The organism is Cupriavidus sp. 96C5-1, assembly GCF_057798855.1.
The window spans coordinates 53,110-76,831 of sequence record NZ_JBYOJU010000035.1 but is presented as its reverse complement, the minus strand read 5'-3'; the positions used below and the strand labels follow the sequence as shown (position 1 = coordinate 76,831).

19 protein-coding genes are annotated in these 23,722 nt (G+C 66.1%); 3 read left to right on the top strand and 16 right to left on the bottom strand.

Going from position 1 to position 23,722, the window contains the following annotated elements; all coding sequences use genetic code 11:
* Nucleotides 1–93: 93 nt before the first annotated feature.
* From AC3FOF_RS30855 to phaC, 3 genes are all read right to left on the bottom strand, one after another.
* Nucleotides 94–834: a 3-ketoacyl-ACP reductase gene (locus AC3FOF_RS30855; protein ID WP_017229830.1), complete on the bottom strand. Its 741-nt coding sequence runs from the start codon at nucleotides 832–834 to the stop codon at nucleotides 94–96.
* A 120-nt stretch (nucleotides 835–954) separates the two neighbouring features.
* Complete coding sequence (locus AC3FOF_RS30850; RefSeq protein ID WP_017229829.1) at nucleotides 955–2,136, bottom strand: acetyl-CoA C-acetyltransferase; 1,182 nt, start codon at nucleotides 2,134–2,136, stop codon at nucleotides 955–957.
* A gap of 79 nt (nucleotides 2,137–2,215) precedes the next feature.
* Entirely contained in the window at nucleotides 2,216–4,009 is a 1,794-nt protein-coding gene (phaC, locus tag AC3FOF_RS30845) for a class I poly(R)-hydroxyalkanoic acid synthase (RefSeq protein WP_488728744.1), read from the bottom strand.
* 370 nt (nucleotides 4,010–4,379) lie between these two features.
* On the opposite strand from phaC, the gene AC3FOF_RS30840 reads away from it, so the two are divergent.
* Complete coding sequence (locus AC3FOF_RS30840; protein ID WP_051078593.1) at nucleotides 4,380–4,652, top strand: hypothetical protein; 273 nt, start codon at nucleotides 4,380–4,382, stop codon at nucleotides 4,650–4,652.
* Between the two features lie 13 nt (nucleotides 4,653–4,665).
* Here AC3FOF_RS30840 and pgeF read toward each other — a convergent pair whose 3' ends face one another.
* Nucleotides 4,666–5,460 (bottom strand): peptidoglycan editing factor PgeF, encoded by a 795-nt coding sequence (gene pgeF, locus AC3FOF_RS30835; RefSeq protein ID WP_488728743.1) that lies wholly within the window; start codon nucleotides 5,458–5,460, stop codon nucleotides 4,666–4,668.
* A complete protein-coding gene (locus AC3FOF_RS30830) occupies nucleotides 5,450–6,667 on the bottom strand; it encodes an RluA family pseudouridine synthase (RefSeq protein ID WP_276264334.1) in 1,218 nt (405 codons plus the stop codon). Before AC3FOF_RS30830 ends, pgeF begins: the two co-directional genes overlap by 11 nt.
* 16 nt (nucleotides 6,668–6,683) lie before the next feature.
* On the opposite strand from AC3FOF_RS30830, the gene AC3FOF_RS30825 reads away from it, so the two are divergent.
* Nucleotides 6,684–7,514, top strand: a complete 831-nt coding sequence (locus AC3FOF_RS30825) for an outer membrane protein assembly factor BamD (RefSeq protein ID WP_035809678.1) — start codon at nucleotides 6,684–6,686, stop codon at nucleotides 7,512–7,514.
* 96 nt (nucleotides 7,515–7,610) lie between these two features.
* On the opposite strand, the gene yoaA is transcribed toward AC3FOF_RS30825, so the two are convergent.
* From yoaA to AC3FOF_RS30810, 3 genes are all read right to left on the bottom strand, one after another.
* Nucleotides 7,611–9,767, bottom strand: a complete 2,157-nt coding sequence (gene yoaA / locus AC3FOF_RS30820) for a DNA repair helicase YoaA (RefSeq protein WP_488728771.1) — start codon at nucleotides 9,765–9,767, stop codon at nucleotides 7,611–7,613.
* 80 nt (nucleotides 9,768–9,847) lie between these two features.
* Nucleotides 9,848–10,051, bottom strand: coding sequence for a DUF465 domain-containing protein (locus AC3FOF_RS30815; protein WP_017225935.1), 204 nt, complete (start codon nucleotides 10,049–10,051; stop codon nucleotides 9,848–9,850).
* Between the two features lie 140 nt (nucleotides 10,052–10,191).
* Nucleotides 10,192–11,022 (bottom strand): hypothetical protein, encoded by an 831-nt coding sequence (locus tag AC3FOF_RS30810; protein WP_017225936.1) that lies wholly within the window; start codon nucleotides 11,020–11,022, stop codon nucleotides 10,192–10,194.
* 178 nt (nucleotides 11,023–11,200) lie between these two features.
* On the opposite strand from AC3FOF_RS30810, the gene AC3FOF_RS30805 reads away from it, so the two are divergent.
* Complete coding sequence (locus AC3FOF_RS30805; RefSeq protein WP_488728742.1) at nucleotides 11,201–13,570, top strand: Tex family protein; 2,370 nt, start codon at nucleotides 11,201–11,203, stop codon at nucleotides 13,568–13,570.
* A 297-nt stretch (nucleotides 13,571–13,867) separates the two neighbouring features.
* Here the strand turns inward: AC3FOF_RS30805 and AC3FOF_RS30800 are convergent, their stop codons facing one another.
* The 8 genes from AC3FOF_RS30800 to AC3FOF_RS30765 all read right to left on the bottom strand — a co-directional run bounded on the left by AC3FOF_RS30800 (nucleotide 13,868) and on the right by AC3FOF_RS30765 (nucleotide 23,491).
* Nucleotides 13,868–15,766, bottom strand: a complete 1,899-nt coding sequence (locus AC3FOF_RS30800) for a potassium transporter Kup (RefSeq protein WP_276264040.1) — start codon at nucleotides 15,764–15,766, stop codon at nucleotides 13,868–13,870.
* A 302-nt stretch (nucleotides 15,767–16,068) separates the two neighbouring features.
* On the bottom strand, nucleotides 16,069–16,782 hold the full coding sequence (locus AC3FOF_RS30795) for an ABC transporter ATP-binding protein (RefSeq protein ID WP_488728770.1): 714 nt from the start codon (nucleotides 16,780–16,782) through the stop codon (nucleotides 16,069–16,071).
* Nucleotides 16,782–17,603: an ABC transporter ATP-binding protein gene (locus tag AC3FOF_RS30790; RefSeq protein ID WP_017224800.1), complete on the bottom strand. Its 822-nt coding sequence runs from the start codon at nucleotides 17,601–17,603 to the stop codon at nucleotides 16,782–16,784. Before AC3FOF_RS30790 ends, AC3FOF_RS30795 begins: the two co-directional genes overlap by 1 nt.
* Nucleotides 17,600–18,625 carry a branched-chain amino acid ABC transporter permease gene (locus AC3FOF_RS30785; protein WP_488728741.1) on the bottom strand — a complete coding sequence of 342 codons (1,026 nt, stop codon included), beginning with the start codon at nucleotides 18,623–18,625 and terminating at the stop codon, nucleotides 17,600–17,602. The genes AC3FOF_RS30790 and AC3FOF_RS30785 overlap by 4 nt, the downstream gene beginning before the upstream one ends.
* Nucleotides 18,626–18,629: 4 nt before the next feature.
* On the bottom strand, nucleotides 18,630–19,496 hold the full coding sequence (locus AC3FOF_RS30780; RefSeq protein ID WP_017231108.1) for a branched-chain amino acid ABC transporter permease: 867 nt from the start codon (nucleotides 19,494–19,496) through the stop codon (nucleotides 18,630–18,632).
* 122 nt (nucleotides 19,497–19,618) lie between these two features.
* Nucleotides 19,619–20,800: an ABC transporter substrate-binding protein gene (locus tag AC3FOF_RS30775; protein WP_017231107.1), complete on the bottom strand. Its 1,182-nt coding sequence runs from the start codon at nucleotides 20,798–20,800 to the stop codon at nucleotides 19,619–19,621.
* Between the two features lie 145 nt (nucleotides 20,801–20,945).
* Entirely contained in the window at nucleotides 20,946–21,761 is an 816-nt protein-coding gene (locus AC3FOF_RS30770) for an alpha/beta fold hydrolase (protein WP_488728740.1), read from the bottom strand.
* Between the two features lie 29 nt (nucleotides 21,762–21,790).
* Nucleotides 21,791–23,491 carry a benzoate-CoA ligase family protein gene (locus AC3FOF_RS30765; RefSeq protein WP_488728739.1) on the bottom strand — a complete coding sequence of 567 codons (1,701 nt, stop codon included), beginning with the start codon at nucleotides 23,489–23,491 and terminating at the stop codon, nucleotides 21,791–21,793.
* Between the last annotated feature and the right edge of the window lie 231 nt (nucleotides 23,492–23,722).

Genomic DNA, 23,722 nt, shown 5'->3' with positions numbered 1-23,722 from the left:
ATTTTGAGGCACACCCCTCCCCTGAAAAAGCGAAAGGCCCTCCGCAGAGGGCCTCGACGGAGACAAAGCCGCCCAGCGGGCGGCTCCCCTCCATCAGCCCATATGCAGGCCGCCATTCAGCGAGAAATCCGCACCAGTCGAGAACCCCGACTCTTCGGACGCCAGCCATGCGCAGATCGAGGCAATCTCCTCCGGCGCGCCAAGACGCTTGACCGGAATCGTGCCGACGATCTTGTCCAGCACGTCCTGGCGGATCGACTTGACCATATCGGTGGCGATATAGCCCGGCGATACCGTGTTCACGGTCACGCCCTTGGTCGCCACTTCCTGCGCCAGCGCCATGGTGAAGCCGTGCAGGCCGGCCTTGGCGGTGGAGTAGTTGGTTTGCCCGAACTGGCCCTTCTGCCCGTTGACCGACGAGATATTGACGATGCGGCCAAAACCACGGTCCGCCATGCCGTCGATGACCTGCTTGGTCACGTTGAACAGGGAGGTCAGGTTGGTGTCGATCACGGCGTCCCAGTCGGCGCGCGTCATCTTGCGGAACACCACGTCGCGCGTGATGCCGGCATTGTTGATGAGCACGTCGACTTCGCCGACTTCGGCCTTGACCTTGTCGAACGCGGTCTTGGTCGAATCCCAGTCGGCGACATTGCCTTCCGAGGCGACGAAATCGAAGCCCAGGGCCTTCTGCTGCTCGAGCCACTTTTCGCGGCGCGGCGAGTTGGGGCCGCAGCCGGCTACCACCTTGAAGCCATCCTTGGCCAGGCGCTGGCAGATGGCCGTTCCAATGCCACCCATGCCACCGGTTACATATGCAATGCGCTGAGTCATATCCACTCCTTGATGGCTCGTTGTTATTGACGCCGGCGGCGGGACGTCACCCCCCGCCGGCACACCCCTCAGATCGGCTTGCGCGCTCTCAGGCGCGGCAAGTCATGCAAAAACCTAAGCTCACTCGCGTTCCACCGCCAGCGCCACGCCCATGCCGCCGCCGATGCACAGCGAGGCCAGGCCCTTGCGGGAACCGCGGCGCTTCATCTCGTGCAACAGGGTGACCAGCACGCGGCAGCCCGACGCACCGATCGGATGGCCGATGGCAATGGCGCCGCCATTGACGTTGACCTTGGACGTGTCCCAGCCCATCTGCTTGTGCACGGCCAGGGCCTGGGCGGCGAAGGCTTCGTTGATTTCCATCAGGTCCAGCTCTTCCACGCTCCAGCCGGCACGCGACAGGCAGCGCTGGGAGGCAGGCACCGGGCCCATGCCCATCACCTTGGGATCGACGCCGGCCGTGCCGTACGCACGGATAGTGGCAAGCGGGGTCAGCCCGAGTTCCTTGGCCTTGGCTGCCGACATCACCACCACCGCGGCGGCACCGTCGTTCAGGCCCGAGGCGTTGGCGGCGGTCACCGTGCCGGCCTTGTCGAAGGCGGGCTTGAGGCCGGCCAGGGCATCCTGCGTGACGCCATGACGCACGAACTCGTCGGTGGCGAACTGCACCGGGTCGCCCTTGCGCTGGGGAATCGGCACCGGCACGATTTCTTCGTCGAACTTGCCAGCCTTCTGGGCGGCTTCGGCCTTGTTCTGCGAAGCGGCCGCGAACGCGTCCTGGGCTTCGCGCGTGATGCCGTATTCCTTGGCAACGTTCTCGGCGGTGACGCCCATGTGGTACTGGTTGTAGACGTCCCACAGGCCGTCCACGATCATGCTGTCGACCAGCTTGGCGTCGCCCATGCGGAAGCCGTCGCGCGAGCCCGGCAGCACGTGCGGTGCTGCGCTCATGTTTTCCTGGCCGCCGGCCACCACGATCTCGGCGTCGCCCGCGGCAATCGCATTGGCGGCCAGCATCACGGCCTTCAGGCCGGAGCCGCACACCTTGTTGATGGTCATGGCCGGCACCATGACGGGCAGGCCGGCCTTCAGGGCAGCCTGGCGCGCCGGATTCTGGCCGGAGCCGGCGGTCAGCACCTGGCCCATGATCACTTCGCTGACCTGTTCGGGCTTGATGCCGGCGCGCTCGAGCGCGGCCTTGATGACGATGGCGCCCAGTTCGGGAGCGGGGATCTTGGCGAGCGAGCCGCCGAACTTGCCAACCGCGGTACGGGCAGCGGATACGATGACAATATCAGTCATTGGGAGGACCTCTCGAGTTGGATGCGGATAAGGGGTAAAAGAGGCCGGCGGCCCCTCGGGGCGCCGGCCTGGACAAATGTCATGCCTTGGCCTTGACGTAGCGGCCCGGCGCCGGCTCGATGGCGCGGTAATCCTTGTTGCCGTAGTCGGCGGGCGCTGCCTTGCGCGCGCCGGCGTGCTTGGCCAGCCAGGACGCCCAGTCCGGCCACCAGCTGCCGGTATGTTCGGTGGCGCCGCTCAGCCAGTCCTGGGCCGACGCCGGAAGCTTGTCGTTGGTCCAGTGGCTGCGCTTGTTCTTGGCCGGCGGGTTGATCACCCCGGCGATATGGCCGGAGGCGCCCAGCACGAAGCGCAGCTTGTTCTCGAGCAGCGCGGTCGAGGCGTAGGCCGAGGTCCACGGCACGATGTGGTCTTCACGCGAGCCGTAGACGTAGGTCGGGATATCGATGCTGCCCAGGTCGACCGGTGCATTGCACACGGTCAGCTTGCCCGGCACCTTGAGTTCATTCTGCAGATAGGTATGGCGCAGATACCAGCAATACCAGGGACCCGGCAGGTTGGTGGCGTCGCCGTTCCAGAACAGCAGGTCGAACGGTACCGGCGTCTTGCCCTTCAGGTAGTTGTCGACGACGTAGTTCCAGACCAGGTCGTTGGGACGCAGGAAGGAGAATGTATTGGCCAGCTCCACACCGCGCAGCAGCGCGCACGGCGCGCCCGCGGCACCGCCGAGGGTGGCTTCGCGCAGCTTGACGTGCGCCTCGTCGACGAACACATCCAGCACGCCGGTATCGGCAAAATCCAGCAGCGTCGTCAGCAGGGTCAGGCTCGCCGCCGGACGCTGGCCGCGCTTGGCCAGCACGGCCAGCGCGGTGGCCACGATGGTGCCGCCCACGCAGAAGCCGAGTACGTTGATCTGGTCCTGCCCACTGATTTCGCGCGTGACTTCGATGGCGCGGATGGCGGCGTGCTCGATGTAGTCATCCCAGCCGAGCTCAGCCATGGAAGCATCCGGATTGCGCCAGGACACCATGTAGACGGTATGGCCCTGCTCCACCATGTAGCGCACCAGCGAGCTCTGCGGCTGCAGGTCGAGAATGTAGTATTTGTTGATGCATGGCGGCACCAGCAGCAGCGGGCGCGCGAACACCTTGTCGGTGGCCGGCTTGTACTGCAGCAGCTGGAAGTAGCTGTTCTCGTAGACCACCGCGCCTTCGGTCACGGCCACGTTGCGGCCCACCTCGAAGGCGGATTCGTCGGTCTGCGAGATCTTGCCGCGGCCGAGGTCTTCCAGCATGTTGCGCACGCCGGCCCGCAGCGATTCGCCGCCCGACTCGAACAACTGCTTCTGCGCCTCCGGATTGGTGACGAGGAAGTTGGCCGGCGACATGGCGTCGACCCACTGCGAAACCGCGAAGCGGATGCGCTGGCGCGTCTTGGCATCGGCCTCGACCGCATCCGCCAACTCGTTCATGGCACGGGCATTGATCAGGTAGAAGGCAGCCGCGTAGTGGAAAGCAGCGCTATTGCGCCAGGCATCGCCGGAAAAACGGCGGTCGGCCAGTGTCGTCGCCGGATTGGCGCCACCCTCGGCCATGCCGCGCCACAACTCGGTGAAATCCTTCATGTAGCGTTGCTGGATATCGGCCAGCTGATCGGGCGCGATCTTCACGCCCGCCATGGCGGAACCAGTCAATGCCTCAAAGCCTGGGATGCCGGGCATGCCAGGCATGCCCTGCTGGGTCTTCGCACCGTTGGCCTGTGCCTGACGGGACCATTCCAGCCATGTCGCTGGATCGAATGGCCCCGAAGCAAATGAAAACGGTTGGGACTTGTCTTCCTTCACGGAAGCTGCCGCACCTTTGCCGGTTGCCATGATTTTTCGTCTCTCTGCCGTCACTTATATGAAGACTGGCTGGACGGCTTGCCGCCGCCGCGGAGCATCCCCGCCACCAGCCTCGGGACCGGCCCGCGCTGACACCCTCGGCTGGTGATGTCATGCGGTATGCTTGCCGGATACGCCGCACCGCGGATCCGATGATCCCGGCTGAGCCTTTGAATGCCAGTGAGACCACCGCCTCACAAGACATTCGAAGCCATTGTTGCCTTGCAATGTTCTGCCTGTCAATGCGGAAAATTGCGCTGACCAGGGCCAGCGGCAAAATCGCCAGGCATGAACCCGCCGGCCCCCGTTGACGGCCCAACTGGCCGCGGCGGCGAGCTTGCACGAGAAGGATGACTTTCTGATGTACATCGTTGCAATCGGTTGGCTCTATGTGGTCCTGATGATGGCCATCACCGAGCATACCGCGGTCGCCGGCGTGGCGACCTTCGTCTTCTACGGGCTGGCGCCGGTGGCCCTTGTCGTGTACATCATGGGCACCCCCGGACGCAGGCGCCGGCGCAAGGCTGAGGAAGCCAGACTGGCTCAGCCCGGACAGGCGACATCCGATCCCTCCGTCAGCGGGGAGCCGCGGGCGCCGGGCACGGGAGAGCCCCCGCCGGCTGCCCGGGACTAACGACGCCGCTGCATCAGGAGGCCAGCCAGACCAGGCTCGCCATGCGGCCGGTGACGCCATCGCGCCGATACGAATAGAAGCGCTGCGCGTCACTGACGGTGCAACTGTCCCCGCCATAAACCTCGACGCAGCCGGCGCGGGCAAGGCGAATGCGGGCAAGCGCATAGATATCGGCAAGATACTTGCCCGGCACGCCCGCGCGGAAGGCGCCATCGACCCGGGCCATCTCCTCGGGACGCGCCCCGGCAAGAAAGGCCTGCCGCACCTCCGCCCCGACCTCGAAGGCGCCCGGCCCGATAGCCGGCCCCAGCCAGGCCAGCCATTCGGCTTGCGGGCCCGCCTGCGCGGCCATGCGCGTGAGGGTAGCCTCGATGACGCCGCTGCACAGACCGCGCCAGCCGGCATGCGCGGCGCCCACCACCGTGCCGGCGCGGTCGCAGAGCAGCACCGGCAGGCAATCCGCGGTCATCACCGCACAGACCCGGCCGGGGACCGTGGCAATGCTTGCGTCCGCCCGCGGCGCCACGCCCTCGTCAGCGGCGAACTGGTCCTCGGTGGCGACGGCACAGCCATGCACCTGCTCCAGCCAGGCCGGCATGGCAGGCAGCCGCGTGGCCAGGCGGGCCCGGTTGGCGGCGACCACCGAGGTGTCGTCGCCCACATGGGTGCCGAGGTTCAGCCCGCCAGGGCTGCCGTCCGCCAGGCCGTAAGGGCCCTGGCTGAGGCCGCCCTGGCGGGTCGTGGAGAGCGCGTGCACCCGGACCGGCGCAGGCCAGTCGGGGACCAGCCACGGCGCCTCAGTCGTCATCGCCGTACTCCCATACGCCGTCCTCGCCCTCCTCCCAGCCGTCATCCTCGTCCTCGTCGCCGACACGGTCGAAATCGAGTGCGTCGATCAGGGCCTGCAGGTCGGCCGGCGGCGGCGCTTCCCAGTGCACATGCTTGCCGGTGACCGGATGCACCAGCCCGAGCCGGAACGCGTGCAGCGCCTGGCGGCCCAGCGGCACCGGCAGCGGCGCCTTGATCGCAGGGCGCTGCCCGCGCTGGGTAGCGGCGCGATGGTAGACCGGATCGCCCACCAGCGGATGGCCGATCGACTCGAAATGCACGCGGATCTGATGAGTGCGGCCGGTCTCCAGCTGGCACATCACCATAGAAACATGGCCACGCCCGAGCGGCACCGTGCCCAGGGTGCGGAAATGGGTCCGCGAAGGCTTGCCGCTGTTGGTGAGCACGATCGCCATGCGGATCCGTTCGCGCGGATCGCGGCCGATCGGCGCATCGATGGTGCCCGACTCGGGCGTGACGCCCCACACCAGCGCCAGGTAGCTGCGCTTGACGGTGCGCGCCTGCAACTGGCGCACGAGATCGGTCTGGGCGGTGAGCGTGCGCGCCACCACCATCAGCCCGGAAGTCTCCTTGTCGAGCCGGTGGACGATGCCCGCGCGCGGCAGGCCCGAGGCTTCGGGATAGCGGTGCAGCAGGCCGTTCAGCACAGTCCCGCCCCAATTGCCGGCGGCGGGATGCACCACCAGCCCGGCGGGCTTGTCGATGACCAGCAGCGCCGCGTCTTCGTGCACCACCTCCAGGGCCACGTCTTCAGGCACAAAGGCGCGCGACTCGGGTGGCGCCTGCGGCCTGACCGCAACGCGCTCGCCCATTTGCACGGAATCGCGCGAGCGGCGCACCGCGCCGTCCACCAGCACCGCGCCGCTCTCGATCCATTGCTGCAGGCGGCTGCGCGAGAAGCCATTGAGGTGGCGTGCGAGCAACTTGTCGAGCCGCTCGCCATGTGCTGCGCTGTCGACTTCGAACTCCACGGGCTGCATTTCCAACTCGATCGCGGATGCCTCCGCGCCTGCCTCCAGGCCGCCTGGCGCGGCCACATCGATCAGGTCTTCTAGGTCCTCCACCTCGTTCAAGATGTCGGCTGAATCGGCAGCTTGCTGCTCGATGCCCTTGGCGGCGGTTTCCGGCAAGGGGCTTGGGCTATAATGCTTGACGCTATTTTTCATCCGGGATACGTTGCCCATGCAATTGATGAGCATGAAGCGCGCCAGCTGGCGCGCAAGAATTGGAGCGATTCTGCTCGCAGGCGGCTGCGTCATGCTGTCGGCATGCGGCCTGCTGTCGGATCAACCAGACGAAACTGCCGGCTGGTCGGCTAACAAATTATATTCGGAAGCCAAGGACGCTCTCGATTCCGGTGACTTTACCCGTGCGGTGAAGCTCTATGACAAGCTTGAAGGCCGCTATCCCTTTGGCCGTTACGCGCAGCAGGCGCAGATCGATAGCGCCTACGCCAGCTACAAGGACGGCGAAACCGCCGCCGCGCTGGCTTCGGTCGACCGTTTCATCCAGTTGCATCCGAATCACCCGAACGTGGATTATGCCTTCTACCTGAAGGGTCTGATCAACTTCAATGACAACCTGGGCTGGCTTGGCCGCTTTTCCGGCCAGGACCTGAGCGAGCGCGACCCCAAGGCCGCGCGCGCGGCGTATGACGCGTTCAATACGCTGGTCACGCGCTTCCCGGATAGCAAGTACACGCCGGATTCCGCAGCGCGCATGCAGTACATCGTGAACTCGCTGGCACAGCACGAAGTCCACGCGGCACGCTACTACTACCGCCGCGGCGCGTACCTGGCCGCCGCCAACCGCGCCCAGCAGTCGCTCAAGGACTATGACGGCGCGCCGGCCAACGAGGAAGCGCTGTACATCATGATCCGCTCGTATGATTCGCTGGGCCTGAAGGACTTGCGCGACGACACCGCCCGCGTGATGGAAAAGAACTTCCCCAACAGCGATTTCATCAAGTATGGGCAACGCCGCAAGGACAAATCCTGGTGGGAAGTGTTCTGAACCGCAGGCTGCGTTGCTGAACGTGCCGGCCGCGCAAGCGGCCCGGCCACAAAAAAGCCCGATCTTGATCGGGCTTTTTTGTGGCAGTTACCGCACTCAACCGGGTTGCGAGCCGTCCCCCGCCTCGTCCGCCGCCGGCGTGACAGGATCCTCGCCATCGCGCAGCGATTCCAGGAAATGAATCACGGTCCCGGCCTCGCGGGTACGTTTGAAAGGCGGCAGGCTTTGCCAGATCTGGCGGCCGTAGGGCTTTTCCACCAGCCGGGTATCGCAGATCACCAGCACGCCGCGGTCCGTCTCTGAGCGGATCAGGCGCCCCGCGCCCTGCTTCAGCGTGATCACCGCGTGCGGCAGCTGGTGCACGGCAAACGGGCTCAGCCCCTTCTTCTGCAGGACTTCCATGCGGGCTGCCAGCACCGGATCGTCGGGCGGAGCAAACGGCAGTTTGTCGATGATCACCAGCGACAGCGCCTCGCCACGCACATCCACACCCTCCCAGAAGCTCTGGCTGCCGACCAGCACGGCGTTGCCGAGCTCGCGGAAGCGATCGAGCAGCTCGGTGCGGCTGGCCTGGCCCTGGACCAGCAGCGGCAGTTCCAGGCCGCGCTCGGCAAAGGCTTCATAGAGCAGGTCGGATGCGCGTTGCACCGCGCGCAAGGTGGTACAGAGCAGGAAGGCCCGGCCACCGGCCGCCGCGATCAGCGGCAGCGCGGTCTGCACCACCGCGTCGGTGAATTGCGGCGACTGCGGCGCGGGCAAGTCGCGCGGCACATAGAGCAGGCCCTGGGTGGCATAGTCGAACGGGCTGGGCAACGTCAGCGACTTGTCCTTGTCCAGGCCAAGCTGGGCGGCATAGTGGGTGAAGTTGCCCTTGACCGACAGCGTGGCCGAGGTGAAGACCCAGGCCCGCGGATGGCCTTCGCGCTGCCGGGTGAAAATCGGCGCGATCGACAACGGCGTGCGATGCAGCTGCACCGTATGGGAGAACACTTCGACCCAGCGCACCGTATCCGGCCCGAGCGCCGCGGCTGGCGCCTGCGCGTCCTCCTGCTTGCCATCCGGCGCCGCGGGCTGCGGCGTGGCCTTGGCTTCGCTGCGCCAGGCGGCCAGGCGCTGCTCCAGTTCCACTGCGCGGCGATGGCACTGCTCGAGCGATTCGGCGCGCTCGGCCTGGCTCTCGAGCAAGGCCACGAACTCCGACAGCGCGCTTTCGAGCGCGTCGAGCGTCTCGAAGAACGGCTTGCCGATACGGGGGTCCGCCTCGATCTGGCTCAGCGCCAGGCGTGCATTGTCCTTGGTGAAGGCCAGGCGCAAATCCCTCGCGGCGCGCTCCAGCGGTGCGGCGATGCGCACCCAGTCGGCGGCGTCGCGTGCATGGGACAGGCCTTCGGCCACGGTATCCCGCGCGATCTCCAGCAACTGGCTGGTCGACAGGCTGTCGCCGAAGAACAGCGTTGCCGTCTCGGGCAACTGGTGCGCTTCGTCGAAGATGACCGTGTTCGCCGCCGGCAGCAGCTCGGCCATGCCGGTATCGCGCAGCACCACATCGGCAAAGAACAGGTGGTGGTTGACTACGACGATGTCGGCCTGCTGCGCCTCCTTGCGCGCGCGCATGACGAAGCACTCTTTGTAGCTTGGGCATTCGGTACCCAGGCAGTTGTCGCGGGTCGAGGTGACAAGCTGCCATACCGGTGCGTTCTCCGGCACCGAGGCCAGTTCGGCCTTGTCGCCCGAGGCGGTCACCTTGGCAAAGCGAGCGATCTCGCGCAGCCATGCGGCGTCCTGGCGGGACGCCAGGCGGCCCTGGGCTTCGGCCCGCTCCAGATGGTAGTGGCACAGATAGTTGGCGCGCCCCTTGAGCAGCGATACCGATACCGGCACATTGAGCGCGCGCCGCACCGTGGGGATATCGCGCAGGAAAAGCTGGTCCTGCAGGTTCTTGGTGCCGGTGGACAGGATGACCTTGCCACCCCACAGCATGGCTGGCACCAGATAGGCAAACGTCTTGCCGGTACCCGTACCGGCCTCGACAATGACTGTGTCGCTGCGCTCGATCGCCCCGGCCACCGCTTCGGCCATGCGTTCCTGCGCCCCCCGCGGGCGGTAGCCCTCGATGGCCTGGGCCAGGGTGCCGGTCTCGGCGAAGATGGTAGCCAGCTCGGCGGCATGGGCTGCCGCCGCTGCGCCGGCAGCCCCGGCGCCGCTGGCGGCCGGAACGTCGGGCGTATCGGGGATGACGGGGTCCGCGAGCATGGCGGGCAGGTCTTCGGAAGCGGACAAGGCGAGGCTTTATGACGGGCCGCCGCTTCAGCAGCGGCCCGGGACAAGGGGAATCAGGCGGGCACGTCCGGCTCGAGCTGAAGCTGGAGCAGGGTAATCGCATCCTTGAGCTTGAGGCGGCGTTTTTTCAGGCGGCGCAGCTGCAGCTCGTCATGCGTGGCGTCGGCCGCCATGCGGTCGATCAGGTAATCGAGATCGCGGTGTTCGATCTGCAACTCCATGATCTGTCGCGCTAAGGTGTTCAGGTTGCAGTCCATGGGCTCCCCCGCTCAATGCCGGCGCGGGCGCCGGCGGGCCGGTATGGCGTTTGACATTGGCGCTGGCTGGCGCATTGCGTGCTCTGGTTCCGGCTATTGTCGCCGGTATTGCCCCCGGCTGTGGGCGCGGCTCCCACCGCTCAGAAACCGAAGGGGCGCGGCGCCGCCCCCTGCCCCTGCTTCTCCTGCTGTTCCTTGGCCTTGGCGCGACGCTCGTCGAGGTCTTTTTGCCGCTGCGCGGCATCGCGCTGCTTGGCCTCGAACGCCTTGACATTCTCCTGGCGCTGCACGGCCTGCTGCGCACCCTGTGCCTGCGCCGCCTTGACGCGGGCGTCGAAGTCAGCCTGTTTCTTGTTATAGGCCTCGGCATTGGCGGCCCGCTGCGGCGCGTCGGCCTGATGCTGCGCATCGCGCAGTTGCTGATCCTGCTGCTTGCGCTCGAAGCTCTCGCGATTGGCCCGTTCATTGGCTTCGCGGCCCGGCTGGCCGGATTCGTACTCGGCGCGCTTGATGGCCTGTGCCTTGTCGCGCTCGGCCGCCTTGAATGCGCGCTCCGCGTCACCGATCTCCAGCTCCCGCTTGCGCAGCACCTGCAGTTCCTCGCGTTGCACGTCCTTGGCCTTGTCTATGCAGTGCGTGACAAAGAACTTGTTATAGCAATCGTGCTCCGCCATGCCGTAGCGATAGTTGGTCCAGGCCCGGGAATCGCCGATGGCCTTGCGCTCCGCGGCAAAATCCCGCGGCGGCGCTTGCGTCGCCGGCGCCGCAGTTGCCTGGGCAGAGACCTGCGAGGCACCCGGGGCCGCCTGCGCGTGGCCGTACATGGGCATGAGCAACGCCGCCATGCCGGCAGCCAGCAGCGCATGGCGCGCCTGCGCAGGCAAATGGCGGGCCGCCCGGACCTTGGTCAGGGTGGCGAAGCGGTCGGATAACGCGGCCGCAAGGGCGGCCGGATGTGGCTTGGCGATCATGATTGGATTCTAACATCCGCCCTGCCGCTTGCCGTGGAGCACGGCTGCATAATGATGCCGGCACGAACGCCTGGCGGCGGCCCCGGCCAACCGCCGCCGGAAGTCAAGCGCGCCCCGGCCCGACGCGCGGCGTCGAGCTTGTGGCAAAATGCCCCGCTTTCGACCGACTGTTTTCCTGATGTCCAATCTGCCAGCTTCCGTCATGCAAAAGATCGTGTCGCTCATCGCGGCCGAACTCTCCGTCCAACCCCGCCAGGTGGCTGCGGCCGTAGAACTGCTCGACGAAGGTGCGACCGTGCCGTTCATTGCGCGCTACCGCAAGGAAGTGACCGGCAACCTGGACGATACGCATCTGCGTAACCTGGAAGAGCGCCTGCTCTACCTGCGCGAGATGGAAGAGCGCCGGGCGACCATCCTCGCCTCCATCGAGGAACAGGGCAAGCTGACGCCCGAACTGCGCGCGGCTGTCGAAGGCGCCGAGACCAAGCAGACGCTGGAAGATCTCTACCTGCCCTACAAGCCCAAGCGCCGCACCCGTGCCCAGATCGCGCGCGAATGCGGGCTCGAGCCGCTGGCCCTGGCCCTGCTGGCCGACCCCACCCTGGACCCGCAGGCCGAAGCCGCCAGGTATGTCAACGGCAATCCCACCGCGGAAGGCGGCGTGCCCGACGTCAAGGCCGCGCTGGACGGTGCGCGGGACATCCTGTCGGAACAGTTTGGCGAGACCGCCGAGCTGCTCGGCAAGCTGCGCGAGCACCTGTGGAGCAACGGCCTGGTGAGCTCGTCGGTCATGGAAGGCAAGGAAGGCGCGGAGGAAGAAAAATTCCGCGACTACTACGAATACAGCGAGACCATCCGCACCATCCCCTCGCACCGCGCGCTGGCGCTGTTCCGCGGCCGCAACGCGGGCGTGCTGATGGTCAAGCTCGGCCTGGGCGAAGAACAGGATGCGATGGTGCCGCACCCGTGCGAAGGCATGATTGCCCGCCATGTCGGCATCCAGAACCAGAACCGCCCGGCCGACAAGTGGCTGGCCGACGTGTGCCGCTGGTGCTGGCGCGTCAAGGTGCAGCCGCACCTGGAAACCGAACTGCTGACGCAGCTGCGCGAAACCGCCGAGAGCGAAGCCATCAAGGTGTTCGGCCGTAACCTGCATGAACTGCTGCTGGCCGCGCCGGCCGGTCCCAAGTCGGTCATGGGCATCGACCCGGGCATCCGCACCGGCTGCAAGGTGGCCGTGGTCGATACCACCGGCAAGCTGCTCGACACCGCCACCATTTATCCGCACGAGCCGCGCCGCGACTGGAACGGCTCGCTCGCCACGCTGGCCCGCATGGCCAAGCAGCACAACGTGATGCTGGTTTCGATCGGCAACGGTACCGCCAGCCGCGAAACCGACAAGCTGGTGCAGGACCTGATGAAGGCATTGCCCGAAGCCAAACTGACCAAGATCGTGGTCAGCGAAGCGGGCGCCTCGGTCTACTCCGCCTCGGAGCTGGCCGCCAAGGAATTCCCGGACCTCGACGTATCGATCCGTGGCGCGGTCTCGATCGCGCGCCGCCTGCAGGATCCGCTGGCCGAACTGGTGAAGATCGATCCGAAGTCGATCGGCGTGGGGCAGTACCAGCATGACGTCAACCAGCGTGAACTGGCGCGCGCGCTGGATGCCGTGGTGGAGGATTGCGTGAATGCCGTGGGCGTGGACGTGAACACCGCTTCCGCCCCGCTGCTGGCACGCGTCTCCGGCCTGAACACCGTGCTCGCCCGCAACATCGTCGAATACCGCGATGCCAACGGCGCCTTCCCCAACCGCGACACGCTGAAGAAGGTGCCGCGCCTGGGCGAGAAGACCTTCGAGCAGGCGGCCGGCTTCCTGCGCATCAACGATGGCGACAATCCGCTGGACCGCTCCTCGGTGCACCCGGAAGCCTATCCGGTGGTCAAACGCATCCTCGACCACATCAAGAAGGGCCTTCCCGACGTGATGGGCAACCGCGACGCCCTGCGCGGCCTGTCGCCGGCCACCTTCACCGATGAGACCTTCGGCCTGCCGACGGTGCGCGACATCCTCTCCGAACTGGAGAAGCCGGGCCGCGACCCGCGCCCCGAGTTCAAGACCGCCACCTTCCAGGACGGCGTGGAAGATATCAAGGACCTGCAACCGGGCATGGTGCTCGAAGGCGTGGTCACGAACGTAGCCGCCTTTGGCGCCTTCGTCGATATCGGCGTGCACCAGGACGGCCTGGTCCATATCTCCGCGCTCTCCACCAAGTTCATCAAGGATGCGCACGAAGCGGTCAAGGCCGGCCAGATCGTCAAGGTCAAGGTGATGGAAGTGGATGTGAAGCGCAACCGCATCGGCCTGACCATGCGGCTGGACGACGAGCCCGGCCAGGGCCCGGCGCGCGCCGGGCAATCGGACCGTGGCAATGCGCCGCGACCTGGCCAGGGCCAGCGCCCCGGCCAGGGCAAGGGCTTTGGCGGCGGCCGCCGCGAGGCGGAGCCCTCCGGCGCCATGGCGGCGGCGTTCGCCAAGCTCAAGCGCTAAGCGCTCCGCATCCATTTGCCGGGCCGCCACGCCCGGCAAATGGGCACACGCCGGCCTGATCGAAGTAAAGCCCCCTGCGCCTCGCGCGCAGGGGGCTTTTTCCCTTATGGCGGCTGCGCGCCATGCTACGGCCGCCGGCCTTTGCCCAAGGGCGTCAAACCACGGATCAAAAAATGACGCCCCTGGGCTACAAGATCAACGGAATTTCCGATTCTGTAGCCCAGGGGCGCCAAGTCAAGAATAGCCTGAAGAGGCAGGGCTCAAGCCGGAGAGCCCGAAGCTGCCCTCAAATCGCCCTCAAATCTCTACCTTCGTCCCAAGTTCCACGACCCGGTTGGCGGGAATCTGGAAAAAATCGGAAGGCTTGGCGCCATTCTGATGCATCCAGGCGAACAGGCTTTCCCGCCACATGGACATGCCCGGCAGCTTCGAAGGAATCACGGACTCGCGCGCGATGAAGAACGATGTCTCCATCAGCTCGAATTGCATATTGAGCTTGCGCTGGGCCAGATCCAGCACCCGCTGCACATCCGGCGTTTCCTTGAAGCCGTACTCGGACTTGAGGATGATCACGCCGCCGCCGAGATCCTTGCAGGTGAGGCGATGATCGTCGTCCACATAGGGCACGTCGCGGGTAACGAAGCTGAGGAACACCACCCGCTCGTGCAGCACGCGGTTGTGCTTCAGGTTGTGCAGCAGCGAGACCGGCACCGATTCGGTATTGCCGGTCAGGAACACGGCCGTGCCTTCGACCCGGTGCGGGGGATGCGCCAGCAGGCCGGCGATAAACGGCTCGAGCGGGATACCGTCTTCCAGGCTGCGCGCACGCAGCAGCTTGCGGCCGCTGTGCCAGGTCATCAGCAGGAAGAAGGCGGTGCCGCCCATGAGCAGCGGGAACCAGCCGCCCTCGGCGATCTTGAGCAGGTTGGCGGAGAAGAACGCCAGGTCGACCAGCAGGAACGTCAGCCCGATCAGCGTCACCAGCACCGGGTTCCATTTCCACACCTTGCGCATGACCACCACGGCCAGGAAGGTGGTGATCACCATGGTGGTGGTCACCGCGATGCCGTAGGCAGCCGCCAGGTTGTCGGACTTCTTGAAGGCCACCACCACGATGACCACCAGCACCAGCAGGAGCCAGTTGATGACCGGCAGGTAGATCTGGCCGATTTCAGCGTCGGAGGTATAGCGAATGCGCATGCGCGGCACGAAGCCGAGCTGGATGGCCTGGCTGGTCAGCGAGAAAGCGCCCGAGATGACCGCCTGCGAAGCGATCACCGTCGCGCAGGTGGCCAGCAGCACCATCGGTATCAGCACCGGTTCCGGCACCATCAGATAGAACGGGTTGCTGATCGCGGTGGGATTCTGCAGCAGCATGGCTCCCTGGCCGAAATAATTGAGCATCAGGCACGGCATCACCACCGCGAACCAGCCCATGCGGATCGGACGGATGCCGAAGTGGCCCATGTCGGCGTAGAGCGCTTCCGCGCCGGTCAGGACCAGGAATACCGAGCCGAGCACCACGAAAGCCTGCAGCGAGTGCTCCATCAGGAACGTGATCGCATAGTGCGGGCTGACCGCCATCAGGATCGAAGGCACATGCAGCATGTGATACACGCCGAGCACGCCCAGTGCCACGAACCACAGCATCATGATGGGGCCGAAGAGCTTGCCTACGGCAGCCGTGCCGCTGCGCTGGATCACGAAGAGGGCCACCAGGATCACCAGCGTGATCGGTATGACGAAGTGCGACAGCCCCGGCGCAGCGATTTCCAGGCCCTCCACCGCGGACAGCACGGATATCGCCGGCGTGATCACCGCGTCGCCGTAGAACATGCAGGCGCCGAAAATACCGAACATCATCAGTAGCTTGGCCATGCGCGAGCGTGGCGCGGCGGTGCGCAATGCCAGGGCCATCAGGGCCAGGATACCGCCCTCGCCGTCGTTGTCGGCACGCATGACGAACATCACGTACTTGAGCGACACCACGATGATCATCGCCCAGAACAGCATGGAAATGATGCCCATCACCGCAGCGTCGCTAAAGGGAATGCCATGCTCGGTACTAAAGCACTCTTTCAGCGCATACAGCGGGCTGGTACCGATATCGCCAAAGACGACGCCGATCGCGCCGATCACCAACGCACGTTTGCTGGGACTCTTGACGAAATAATGGCTGGTTGCGGTCTGGGTCATGGATAAAGGTGTGGTTGAAGGGCTCGGGCAACGCCCTCGGCATGCGTGTGCGCTCGAGATGGCGCAGCGGCACCGCGCCGCTATTGCATTGCACAAACGCGCGCCATTCTAGATGAAGTGCCGGGTGACGACCACTAGGGAGCATCCTGCCTGCTGTCCTGCCTCATGCTGGTGACGCGCCAAGCATGCGAGCGAAGTCCCGCCCGGTCAAGCGCTTGCGCATGGTAAGCCACCAAATCGAAAATGGCGCCAGCCCGTCCAGCGTTGCTGCACGGCCACGAATTGCGACTTTTAAATCACAATCAAACACCAAGGTAACGATCCAGCACACCCGGTTGCGACACCAGTTCGGCCGCCGGCCCGTTCATGACCACGACGCCCTTCTCCAGCACCACCACGCGATCCGCATTGGCCAGCACCGTGCGGTAGTTGCGATCCACCACCACCGATGCAATGCCGGTGGCGCGGACCGTGGCAACCACCCGCCAGATCTCGGCGACGATGCGCGGCGCCAGGCCCTCGGTCGCCTCATCCAGGATCAGGCAATCGGGATTCGTCATCAGGGCGCGGCCAATCGACAGCATCTGCTGCTCGCCGCCGGACAGCTGCTGTCCGCCGTGGCCAAGGCGCTCCTTGAGGCGCGGGAAGAGATCCAGCACTCTTGCCTCGTCCCAGTCCAGGCGGCCGGACGGGCCCTTGCGCGCAGCCATGACAAGGTTCTCGCGCACGGAAAGGTTGGGAAATATCCCGCGGCCCTCCGGCACGTAGGCCACCCCCAGACGCGCCACTTCATAAGGCTGCGCACGCGATACGTCCCGCCCGCACGCCTCGATGCGGCCCTGACGCTGCCGCACGTGACCCAGCAGGGTGCGCAGCAGCGTGCTCTTGCCCATGCCGTTGCGGCCCAGCAGGCCAACGGTTTCGCCCGCGCCGACGCTGAAATCGATTCCGCGCAGAATGTGGCTGCTGCCATACCAGGCATGCACGCCGGTTGCCGCAATCATCGCCTCCGCCATCATGCCGCTTGCTCCTTGCGCGCCTGCAGCGCCACCTGGGGGCGCTCGCCCGCGCCATCCGCGTGCGCTTCCCCATCTTCTTCGCCGAGGTAGGCTTGCTGGACCGCCCGGTTGACGCGGATCGCCTCGGGTTCGCCGGACGCAATCACGCTGCCGTTGACCATCACCGTGATACGGTCGGCGACCGAGAAGACAGCCTCCATATCGTGCTCGACCAGCAGTACCGCATGGCCATCCCGCAGCGAGCGCAACAAGGCAAGCATCCGCGCAGACTCCTCCGCTCCCATGCCCGCCAGCGGCTCATCCAGCAGCAATACGGTAGGCTGCGTGGCCAGGCACATGGCCACCTCGAGCTGGCGCTTCTGCCCGTGCGACAAGGCGGTGGCCACGGTATCGGCACACGCGGCCAGGCCGGCGCACTCCAGCGCCTCGTCGCCCAGCGCGCGGCTGGTGCGGCAGCGCTGCGCGCCTTCCCACAGGCGCCAGGCCAGCTGCGCGCGCGACTGTGCCGCCAGGCGGCAGTTTTCGCGTACGGTCAGCGGCAGGAAGATATTGTTGCGCTGGTAGCTGCGGCCAATGCCCTCGCGCGCCAGGCGCGGCTGGGACCAGCCGGTGACGTCGCGGCCCTGCAGTTGTAGCTTGCCCGACGACGGCGGCAACTCGCCGGACAGCATATTGATCAGCGTGGACTTGCCCGCGCCGTTGGTGCCGATCACCGCGTGGATCTCGTGCAAGGCCAGGTCGAGGTCCACCTCGCCCACCGCGGTGAGGCCGCCGAAGCGGCGCGTCAGCTGGCGGGCCGACAGGACAGGTGCGTTCATCGGGATTCCCCTTGGCGCCGGCGCGAAACCATGCCCGCCAGGCTGACCAGCCCATGCGGCAACAGGGCCACCGCGACGATCACGAAGCCGCCCATCAAGAGCTGCCAGTGCTTGGTCAGCGAGCTGAACCACTCCGCGAGCAGCACGAAGGAAAAGGCACCCAGCACCGCTCCGGCCAGGCTGCCGGCCCCGCCCAGGATCACCATCAGCATGGCGTTGCCGGACTGGTGCCAGGATGCGATTTCCGGATTGACGAAACCATACTGGACGGCATAAAGGTAGCCCGCGAGGCCGGCAAAAATACCCGCCACCACGAAGGCGCCGAGCTGGTAGCGGTAGGTGGCGTAGCCAGCCGCCCGCATGCGCTGCTCGTTATGCCGGATGCCCACCAGCGCATGCCCGAAGCGCGAGCGCAGCACCAGCGCCAGCCCTGCCACCGTCAGCACCAGCGCGCCAAGCACCAGCCAGTAGAAATGGGCGACATCGTTGACGTCGAAGGGGCGCGCGCCGAGCAAGGCGAACTCCGGCCGGAAATAGATATAGGTGCCGTCGCTGCCGCCCGCGATCTTGGTGTCGTGGAACATGAAATACACCATCTGCGCGAAGGCCAGCGTCACCATGATGAAGTAGATGCCGCGCGTGCGCAGTACCAGCGCACCCACCACCAGGGCCAGCAGCCCCGCCGCGCCGAGCGCGCCGAGCAGCAACAGCCAGCCGTTGCCGGGCCCGGCCTGCGGCGCCATCATCGCGGTGGCGTAGGCCGCCATGGCGAAGTAAGCCGCGTGGCCCAGGCTCACCAGCCCCGTATAGCCGATCAGCAGCTGCAGCGAGAGCGCGAAGATGGCCATGATCATGACCTTGCTGAGCAGCTCTATATAGAATCGGTGCCCGTCCGCGTGCAGCAGCAGCGGCAGCACCGCCAGCACCGCGAAGGCCGCCAGCCAGCCCAGGCCGCCCAGCCAGGGCCGGGCAGCGCCGCGTGCGTGCAGCGTGCCGCCCAATGCATTGATATTGCCCGGCATATCCCTACCCCGCCTTGAACAAGCCCTGGGGTTTCCAGAGCAGGATGAGCGCCATCAGCAGGTAGACCAGCACGCCGGAGGCCTCCTGCCAGAATACCTTGCCGAAGGTGTCGACAAAGCCCAGCAGCAAGGACGCCACCATGGCGCCCTTGACCGAACCGATGCCGCCGATCACCACCACCACGAAGCACACGATCAGTACCTGGCTGCCCATGCCGGGATAGACCGAGGACACCGGCGCGGCGATCATGCCGGCAAGCACCGCCAGGGCCACGCCCAGCGCAAACACGAAGCGATACAGCACCGTGACGTTGATGCCCAGCGACTGCACCATCTCGCGATTGGTGGCGCCGGCGCGAATCATCATGCCAAGCCGCGTGCGGCGTATCACCACGTACATCGCCGCCGCTACCAGCAGGCAGATCGCGGAGATGAACAGGCGATAGACCGGATAGGTCATGTCGTTGCCGATCGGCAGCGCCCAGTCGAGCATGGCCGGCACGGTCACGCCGTGCACATCGTCGTCGACCAGGATGCTGCGCATCTCCTCGAACACCAGGATCAGGCCGTAGGTCATCAGCACTTGCTGCAGGTGCTCGCGCTGGTAGAGATAGCTGAAGAAGACCCACTCCAGCACATAGCCGAACGCCACCGCCAGCACGATGCCAAGCGGAATGGCGATCAGCAGGCTGCCGGTCAGCCCGGCCAGCGTGAAGGCCAGGTACGCCCCCAGCATATAGAAGCTGCCATGGGCGAGATTGATCACGCCCATGATGCCGAAGATCAGCGTCAGTCCGCTCGCCACGAGGAAGAGCAGCAAGCCATACTGGATGCTGTTAAGGCATTGGATGAAGAAGGAAACGATATCCATGGATATCCATGCGGCAACGCGGTTGCGGTATGCGGCCCTGCCGCTGCCGGCCCGGATGGGCGCGGCACGGCGGGCCGGGCTCCGGCCCGGCGCCTCGGCGGCGGGCCACTGCGTTCAACCGGTCAGAGACGGCAACCGCGCGCCGGGTCGGCCAGCGCCTTCACCGCGACGCCGCCCAGCTTGTTCTCGCGGCCATCGACCTTGCGCAGGTAGAAATCCTGCACGGGATTGTGCGCCTTCGACAGCGTGAAAGCGCCGCGCGGGCTGTCCACCCTGGCCACTTCCATGGCCTTGATGACCTCGGCCTTCCGGCTCATGTCGCCCTTGACCGCGCCCGCGCCCGCCGCCAGCAGCTGGGCTGCGTCGTAGCCCTGCACCGCATACACGTCCGGCTGCAGCTTGTAGGTCTTGGCGTAGTCGAGGCGGAAGCGCTTGTCGCGCGCGTTGGCCAGGCCGTCGGCATAGTGCAAGGTGGTTTCCAGCCCCTGCGCCGCGGCCCCCTGCGCTTCCAGCGTGCCGTCGGTGAGGAAGCCCGAGGCGTAGAGCGGGATCTTGTCCTTCAGGCCCGCGGCGGCCCAGTCCTTGACGAACTTGACGGCGCCGCCGCCGGCGAAGAACACGAACACCGCGTCGGGCTTGATCGATGCCACCTCGGTGATCAACGCCTGGAACTCGACATTGGGGAACGGCAGGCTGAGCTCCTTCACGACCTTGCCACCCCTGGCTTCGAAGGCTTCCTTGAAACCCTTGACCGACTGTTCGCCCGCCGCGTATTTCCAGGTCAGCGTGACCACCTTCTTCATGCCGCGCTCAGCCAGTACGTGGCCCATGGCGTAGCCGGGCTGCCAGTTCGAGAACGAAGAGCGGAAGATGTTGGGGCCGCACAGCGGACCCGTGGCTTCGTCGACGCCGGCGTTGGGAATGATCAGCAGCGTATTGTTTTCCTTGGCCACCTTGACGATGCCCATCTGCACGCCCGAGTGCACCGTGCCCACCACCACATCGACCTGGTCGCGCTTGATCAGCTTGGTGGCGTTCTCCGGCGCCTTGGCCGGATCGGACTCGTCATCCACCTTGAAGTATTCGATCTCCCGCCCGCCCAGCTTGCCGCCCTGCTCCTGCACATACATCCTGAAGCCGTTCTCGATGGCGTTGCCGAGCGAAGCGTAGGTGCCCGTATAGGGCAGCATGAAGCCGACCTTGATCTTGCCGGAGCCCTGGGCACTGGCGCCCGCAGCGACAGCAAAAGACGCAGCTATGGCAAGGCAAGCGGGGGCGAGCCCGCGCGATGTGAAGCGATGCATGGATGTCTCCTGGTGGTCAAGCCGACTTCCGTCGCCTGGGCTTGCGTCGCCGGCCCGCGGGATTTCCGCTCGTTCCCGGACACCGCAGGCATCGCGCATGACCGGAATCGCCGGAATTTCCGGCTGGCGCGCAGGGGGCGCGAAATTATTTTAGGTATGAAGTATGTGCCGTTATAAACCGGACCGCTGCCTCCGTCAACGGGCCCGGCTGGTCGCGGTGTGGCGAGTGGCCGCACCGCGCGAGTTTAAGCAGGACGGTTTGTGGCGCATATCGATGGATACCCTCGATCTGCGCCATGGTGCCGTACTCGTCGTCCTCGCCTTGCACCGCCAGCACCGGGCAGCGCAATTGCGGCAGCAGGGGACGCAGGTCGAAGGCGCGGAAGGCCGGGTCGAGCCAGATGTCGTTCCAGCCCCAGAAGGCGGAATCCACGTCATCGTGATGGCGCGCCAGCTTGTCGCGCAGATCGGTCCGCAGATAGGTTTCGCGGGTGGCCTGGATGCTGGTCACCGACACGTCCTCCACCATGATGTGCGGCGCCAGTACGGTGATCCCGTCGACCGCCTGCGGGAAGCTGGCCGCGTAGAGCAGCGCGATCGAACCGCCGTCGCTGTGCCCGAACAGCCAGGGCATGCCGCGGCTGCGGCCGGGCCCGATCCCGAGCGCGTCGAACAGCGCCGGCAAGGCTTCGCGCGCCTGCCGGTGCATGAAGTCGACACCCCATTTCTCCTCGGCAGGACGCGGCGTGGAGCGGCCATAGCCGTAGCGCGACAGCACCAGCCCGCGAAAATCGCCGGCCTCGCAGAGCGCCGCGGGATAGTCCCGCCACAGGCTGATCGAGCCGAGCCCTTCATGCAGGAAGACCACCAGCGGGCGTTCCGCCCGCTCGGGCCTGAGCCACTGGACCTCCACCTGGATACCGCGGCCGTCGAAAGGAATGTCAACCAACTCGCTATGCATGCTTCTGCCTTCCACTGTGTAAATGATCGTCAGCCCGATGTCGCAGGCGCCGCAGCCGCCCCTGGCGCCATCCCGGCGTCGTCCGCGGCCGGGTCCGGCGCCGCACGTGCCGCCTCCTCGCGCTGCCGCAGGCGGTAACGCTGTATCTTGCCGGTGGCCGTCTTCGGCAATTCAGCCAGGCACTCGATCTGGCGCGGATACTTGTACGGCGCCAGCCGCGACTTGACGAAGGCCTGCAGCTCGGCCGCCATGCCTGCGTGCCAGGCGTGGCCGGGGCGCGGCACAACGAAGGCCTTGGGCTTGACCAGCCCGTCGGCATCGGCAGCGCCGATCACGGCAGCTTCCAGCACGGCCGGGTGCTGCGCCAGCACGGCTTCGACCTCGAAGGGCGAGACATAGATGCCGCCCACCTTGAGCATGTCGTCGCTGCGTCCCGCGTAGATGAAATAGCCATCCGCATCCTGCAGGTACTTGTCGCCGCTGCGGGTCCATGCTCCGACGAAGGTGTCGCGGCTCTTGTCGCGGCTGCCCCAGTACATCAGCGCGGCACTGGGGCCCTTGATAAAGAGATCGCCGATCTCGCCCGGCGCGCAGGGCTGGCCCGCTTCATCCAGCAGCTTCAGCTCATAGCCCGGAACCGGCTTGCCGGTAGTGCCGTAGCGCACATCGCCGGGACGGTTGGAGAGGAAGATATGCAGCATCTCAGTGGAGCCGATGCCATCGAGGATGTCGCAGCCGAAATGCGCCTGGAACCGGTCGCCGATATCCTTGGGCAGCGCCTCTCCCGCCGAGGTGCAGATCCGCAGCGCAACCTCGGGCCGCGCCGGCAGGTCGCGCGCGGCCAGCATGCCGGCGTAGAGCGTGGGCACGCCGCAGAAGACGGTCGGCCGCCGCTCGCGCAGGCGCTGGAATACCGCCTGCGGCGTGGGACGCTCGGCCATCAGCACGGTAGTGGCGCCAACCGCGAGCGGAAAGGTCAGCGCATTGCCGAGTCCATAGGCAAAGAACAGCTTCGCCGCGGAAAAGACCACATCGTCTTCGCGCAGGCCCAGTACCTGCCGAGCATAGAGATCGGCTGTATGGAACAGGTTGCCATGCGTATGCACGGTGCCCTTGGGCCGCCCCGTGGAGCCGGACGAGTAGAGCCAGAACGCGATGTCGTCCGGGCTGGTGGCGGCAGCGCCTGCCAGCGGGGCCCCCTCCCCGGCCATCCCGGCCACATTCGGGACCGCGCCGCCGGACACGCCATAAGGCGCGGCCAGGATCAGCACGGGGCCCGTCCCCGCTTTGCCGATAGCGTCTCCCATCGCCGCTGCGAGCGAGGCGGAGACCACCACCGCGCGCGCGCCGCTGTGCTCCAGCATATAGGCGTAGTCGTCAACGGTCAGCAGCGTATTGACCGCGACCGGCACCACGCCCGCCAGCAGGCAGCCGAGGAAGACCGTTGGAAAGTCGATGGTATCGAGCGCACATAGCAGCAGGCGCTCCTCGGGCCGCAGCCCGGCCGCCAGCAGCGCGGCGGCAAAGCGCCGGCAACGCAGGTCCAGTTCCGCGAAGCTCAGCGTGCCGGCATCGTCCAGATAGGCGGCCTTGCCGCCTCGGCCCGCGGCGAGATTGCGCGACAGCAGGTCGGCGGCGGCGTTATACCTTGCCGGCAGCGCCACGACCAGGTCCACGGTGGAACTTGCATCGGCCGCCGCCCAAGGCGGCGACGCTGTTGGGGGCGTCATGTCTCCACTCCTCGATGCCGCCTCCCGGTCGCACTGCTGCGCTCGCGCGCTGTCGCACGGGGAAAACGGAGTCAGGTTTCTTATGATTGGCTTTGCTTATCCATATTGGAGATGCATTTTATTGCATACTCAATATTATGCAAGCGGAGAGCTGCACTATATAGCACAAGCGCTGTGTCCCTTATAATCGCAACCCCGATCCGGCCGTGCCGGTCCTTCTCTCCGCCCAAG

Coding starts and splice junctions, on each gene's coding strand:
- AC3FOF_RS30780 (WP_017231108.1), bottom strand. CDS start 19,496: ATGGATATCGTTTCCTTCTTCATCCAATGCCTTAACAGCATCCAGTAT.
- AC3FOF_RS30840 (WP_051078593.1), top strand. CDS start 4,380: ATGTACATCGTTGCAATCGGTTGGCTCTATGTGGTCCTGATGATGGCC.
- AC3FOF_RS30790 (WP_017224800.1), bottom strand. CDS start 17,603: ATGAACGCACCTGTCCTGTCGGCCCGCCAGCTGACGCGCCGCTTCGGC.
- AC3FOF_RS30765 (WP_488728739.1), bottom strand. CDS start 23,491: ATGACGCCCCCAACAGCGTCGCCGCCTTGGGCGGCGGCCGATGCAAGT.
- AC3FOF_RS30850 (WP_017229829.1), bottom strand. CDS start 2,136: ATGACTGATATTGTCATCGTATCCGCTGCCCGTACCGCGGTTGGCAAG.
- pgeF (WP_488728743.1), bottom strand. CDS start 5,460: ATGACGACTGAGGCGCCGTGGCTGGTCCCCGACTGGCCTGCGCCGGTC.
- AC3FOF_RS30770 (WP_488728740.1), bottom strand. CDS start 21,761: ATGCATAGCGAGTTGGTTGACATTCCTTTCGACGGCCGCGGTATCCAG.
- AC3FOF_RS30805 (WP_488728742.1), top strand. CDS start 11,201: ATGTCCAATCTGCCAGCTTCCGTCATGCAAAAGATCGTGTCGCTCATC.
- AC3FOF_RS30810 (WP_017225936.1), bottom strand. CDS start 11,022: ATGATCGCCAAGCCACATCCGGCCGCCCTTGCGGCCGCGTTATCCGAC.
- AC3FOF_RS30775 (WP_017231107.1), bottom strand. CDS start 20,800: ATGCATCGCTTCACATCGCGCGGGCTCGCCCCCGCTTGCCTTGCCATA.
- AC3FOF_RS30795 (WP_488728770.1), bottom strand. CDS start 16,782: ATGGCGGAGGCGATGATTGCGGCAACCGGCGTGCATGCCTGGTATGGC.
- AC3FOF_RS30785 (WP_488728741.1), bottom strand. CDS start 18,625: ATGCCGGGCAATATCAATGCATTGGGCGGCACGCTGCACGCACGCGGC.
- yoaA (WP_488728771.1), bottom strand. CDS start 9,767: ATGCTCGCGGACCCCGTCATCCCCGATACGCCCGACGTTCCGGCCGCC.
- AC3FOF_RS30830 (WP_276264334.1), bottom strand. CDS start 6,667: ATGAAAAATAGCGTCAAGCATTATAGCCCAAGCCCCTTGCCGGAAACC.
- AC3FOF_RS30825 (WP_035809678.1), top strand. CDS start 6,684: ATGCAATTGATGAGCATGAAGCGCGCCAGCTGGCGCGCAAGAATTGGA.
- phaC (WP_488728744.1), bottom strand. CDS start 4,009: ATGGCAACCGGCAAAGGTGCGGCAGCTTCCGTGAAGGAAGACAAGTCC.
- AC3FOF_RS30800 (WP_276264040.1), bottom strand. CDS start 15,766: ATGACCCAGACCGCAACCAGCCATTATTTCGTCAAGAGTCCCAGCAAA.
- AC3FOF_RS30855 (WP_017229830.1), bottom strand. CDS start 834: ATGACTCAGCGCATTGCATATGTAACCGGTGGCATGGGTGGCATTGGA.
- AC3FOF_RS30815 (WP_017225935.1), bottom strand. CDS start 10,051: ATGGACTGCAACCTGAACACCTTAGCGCGACAGATCATGGAGTTGCAG.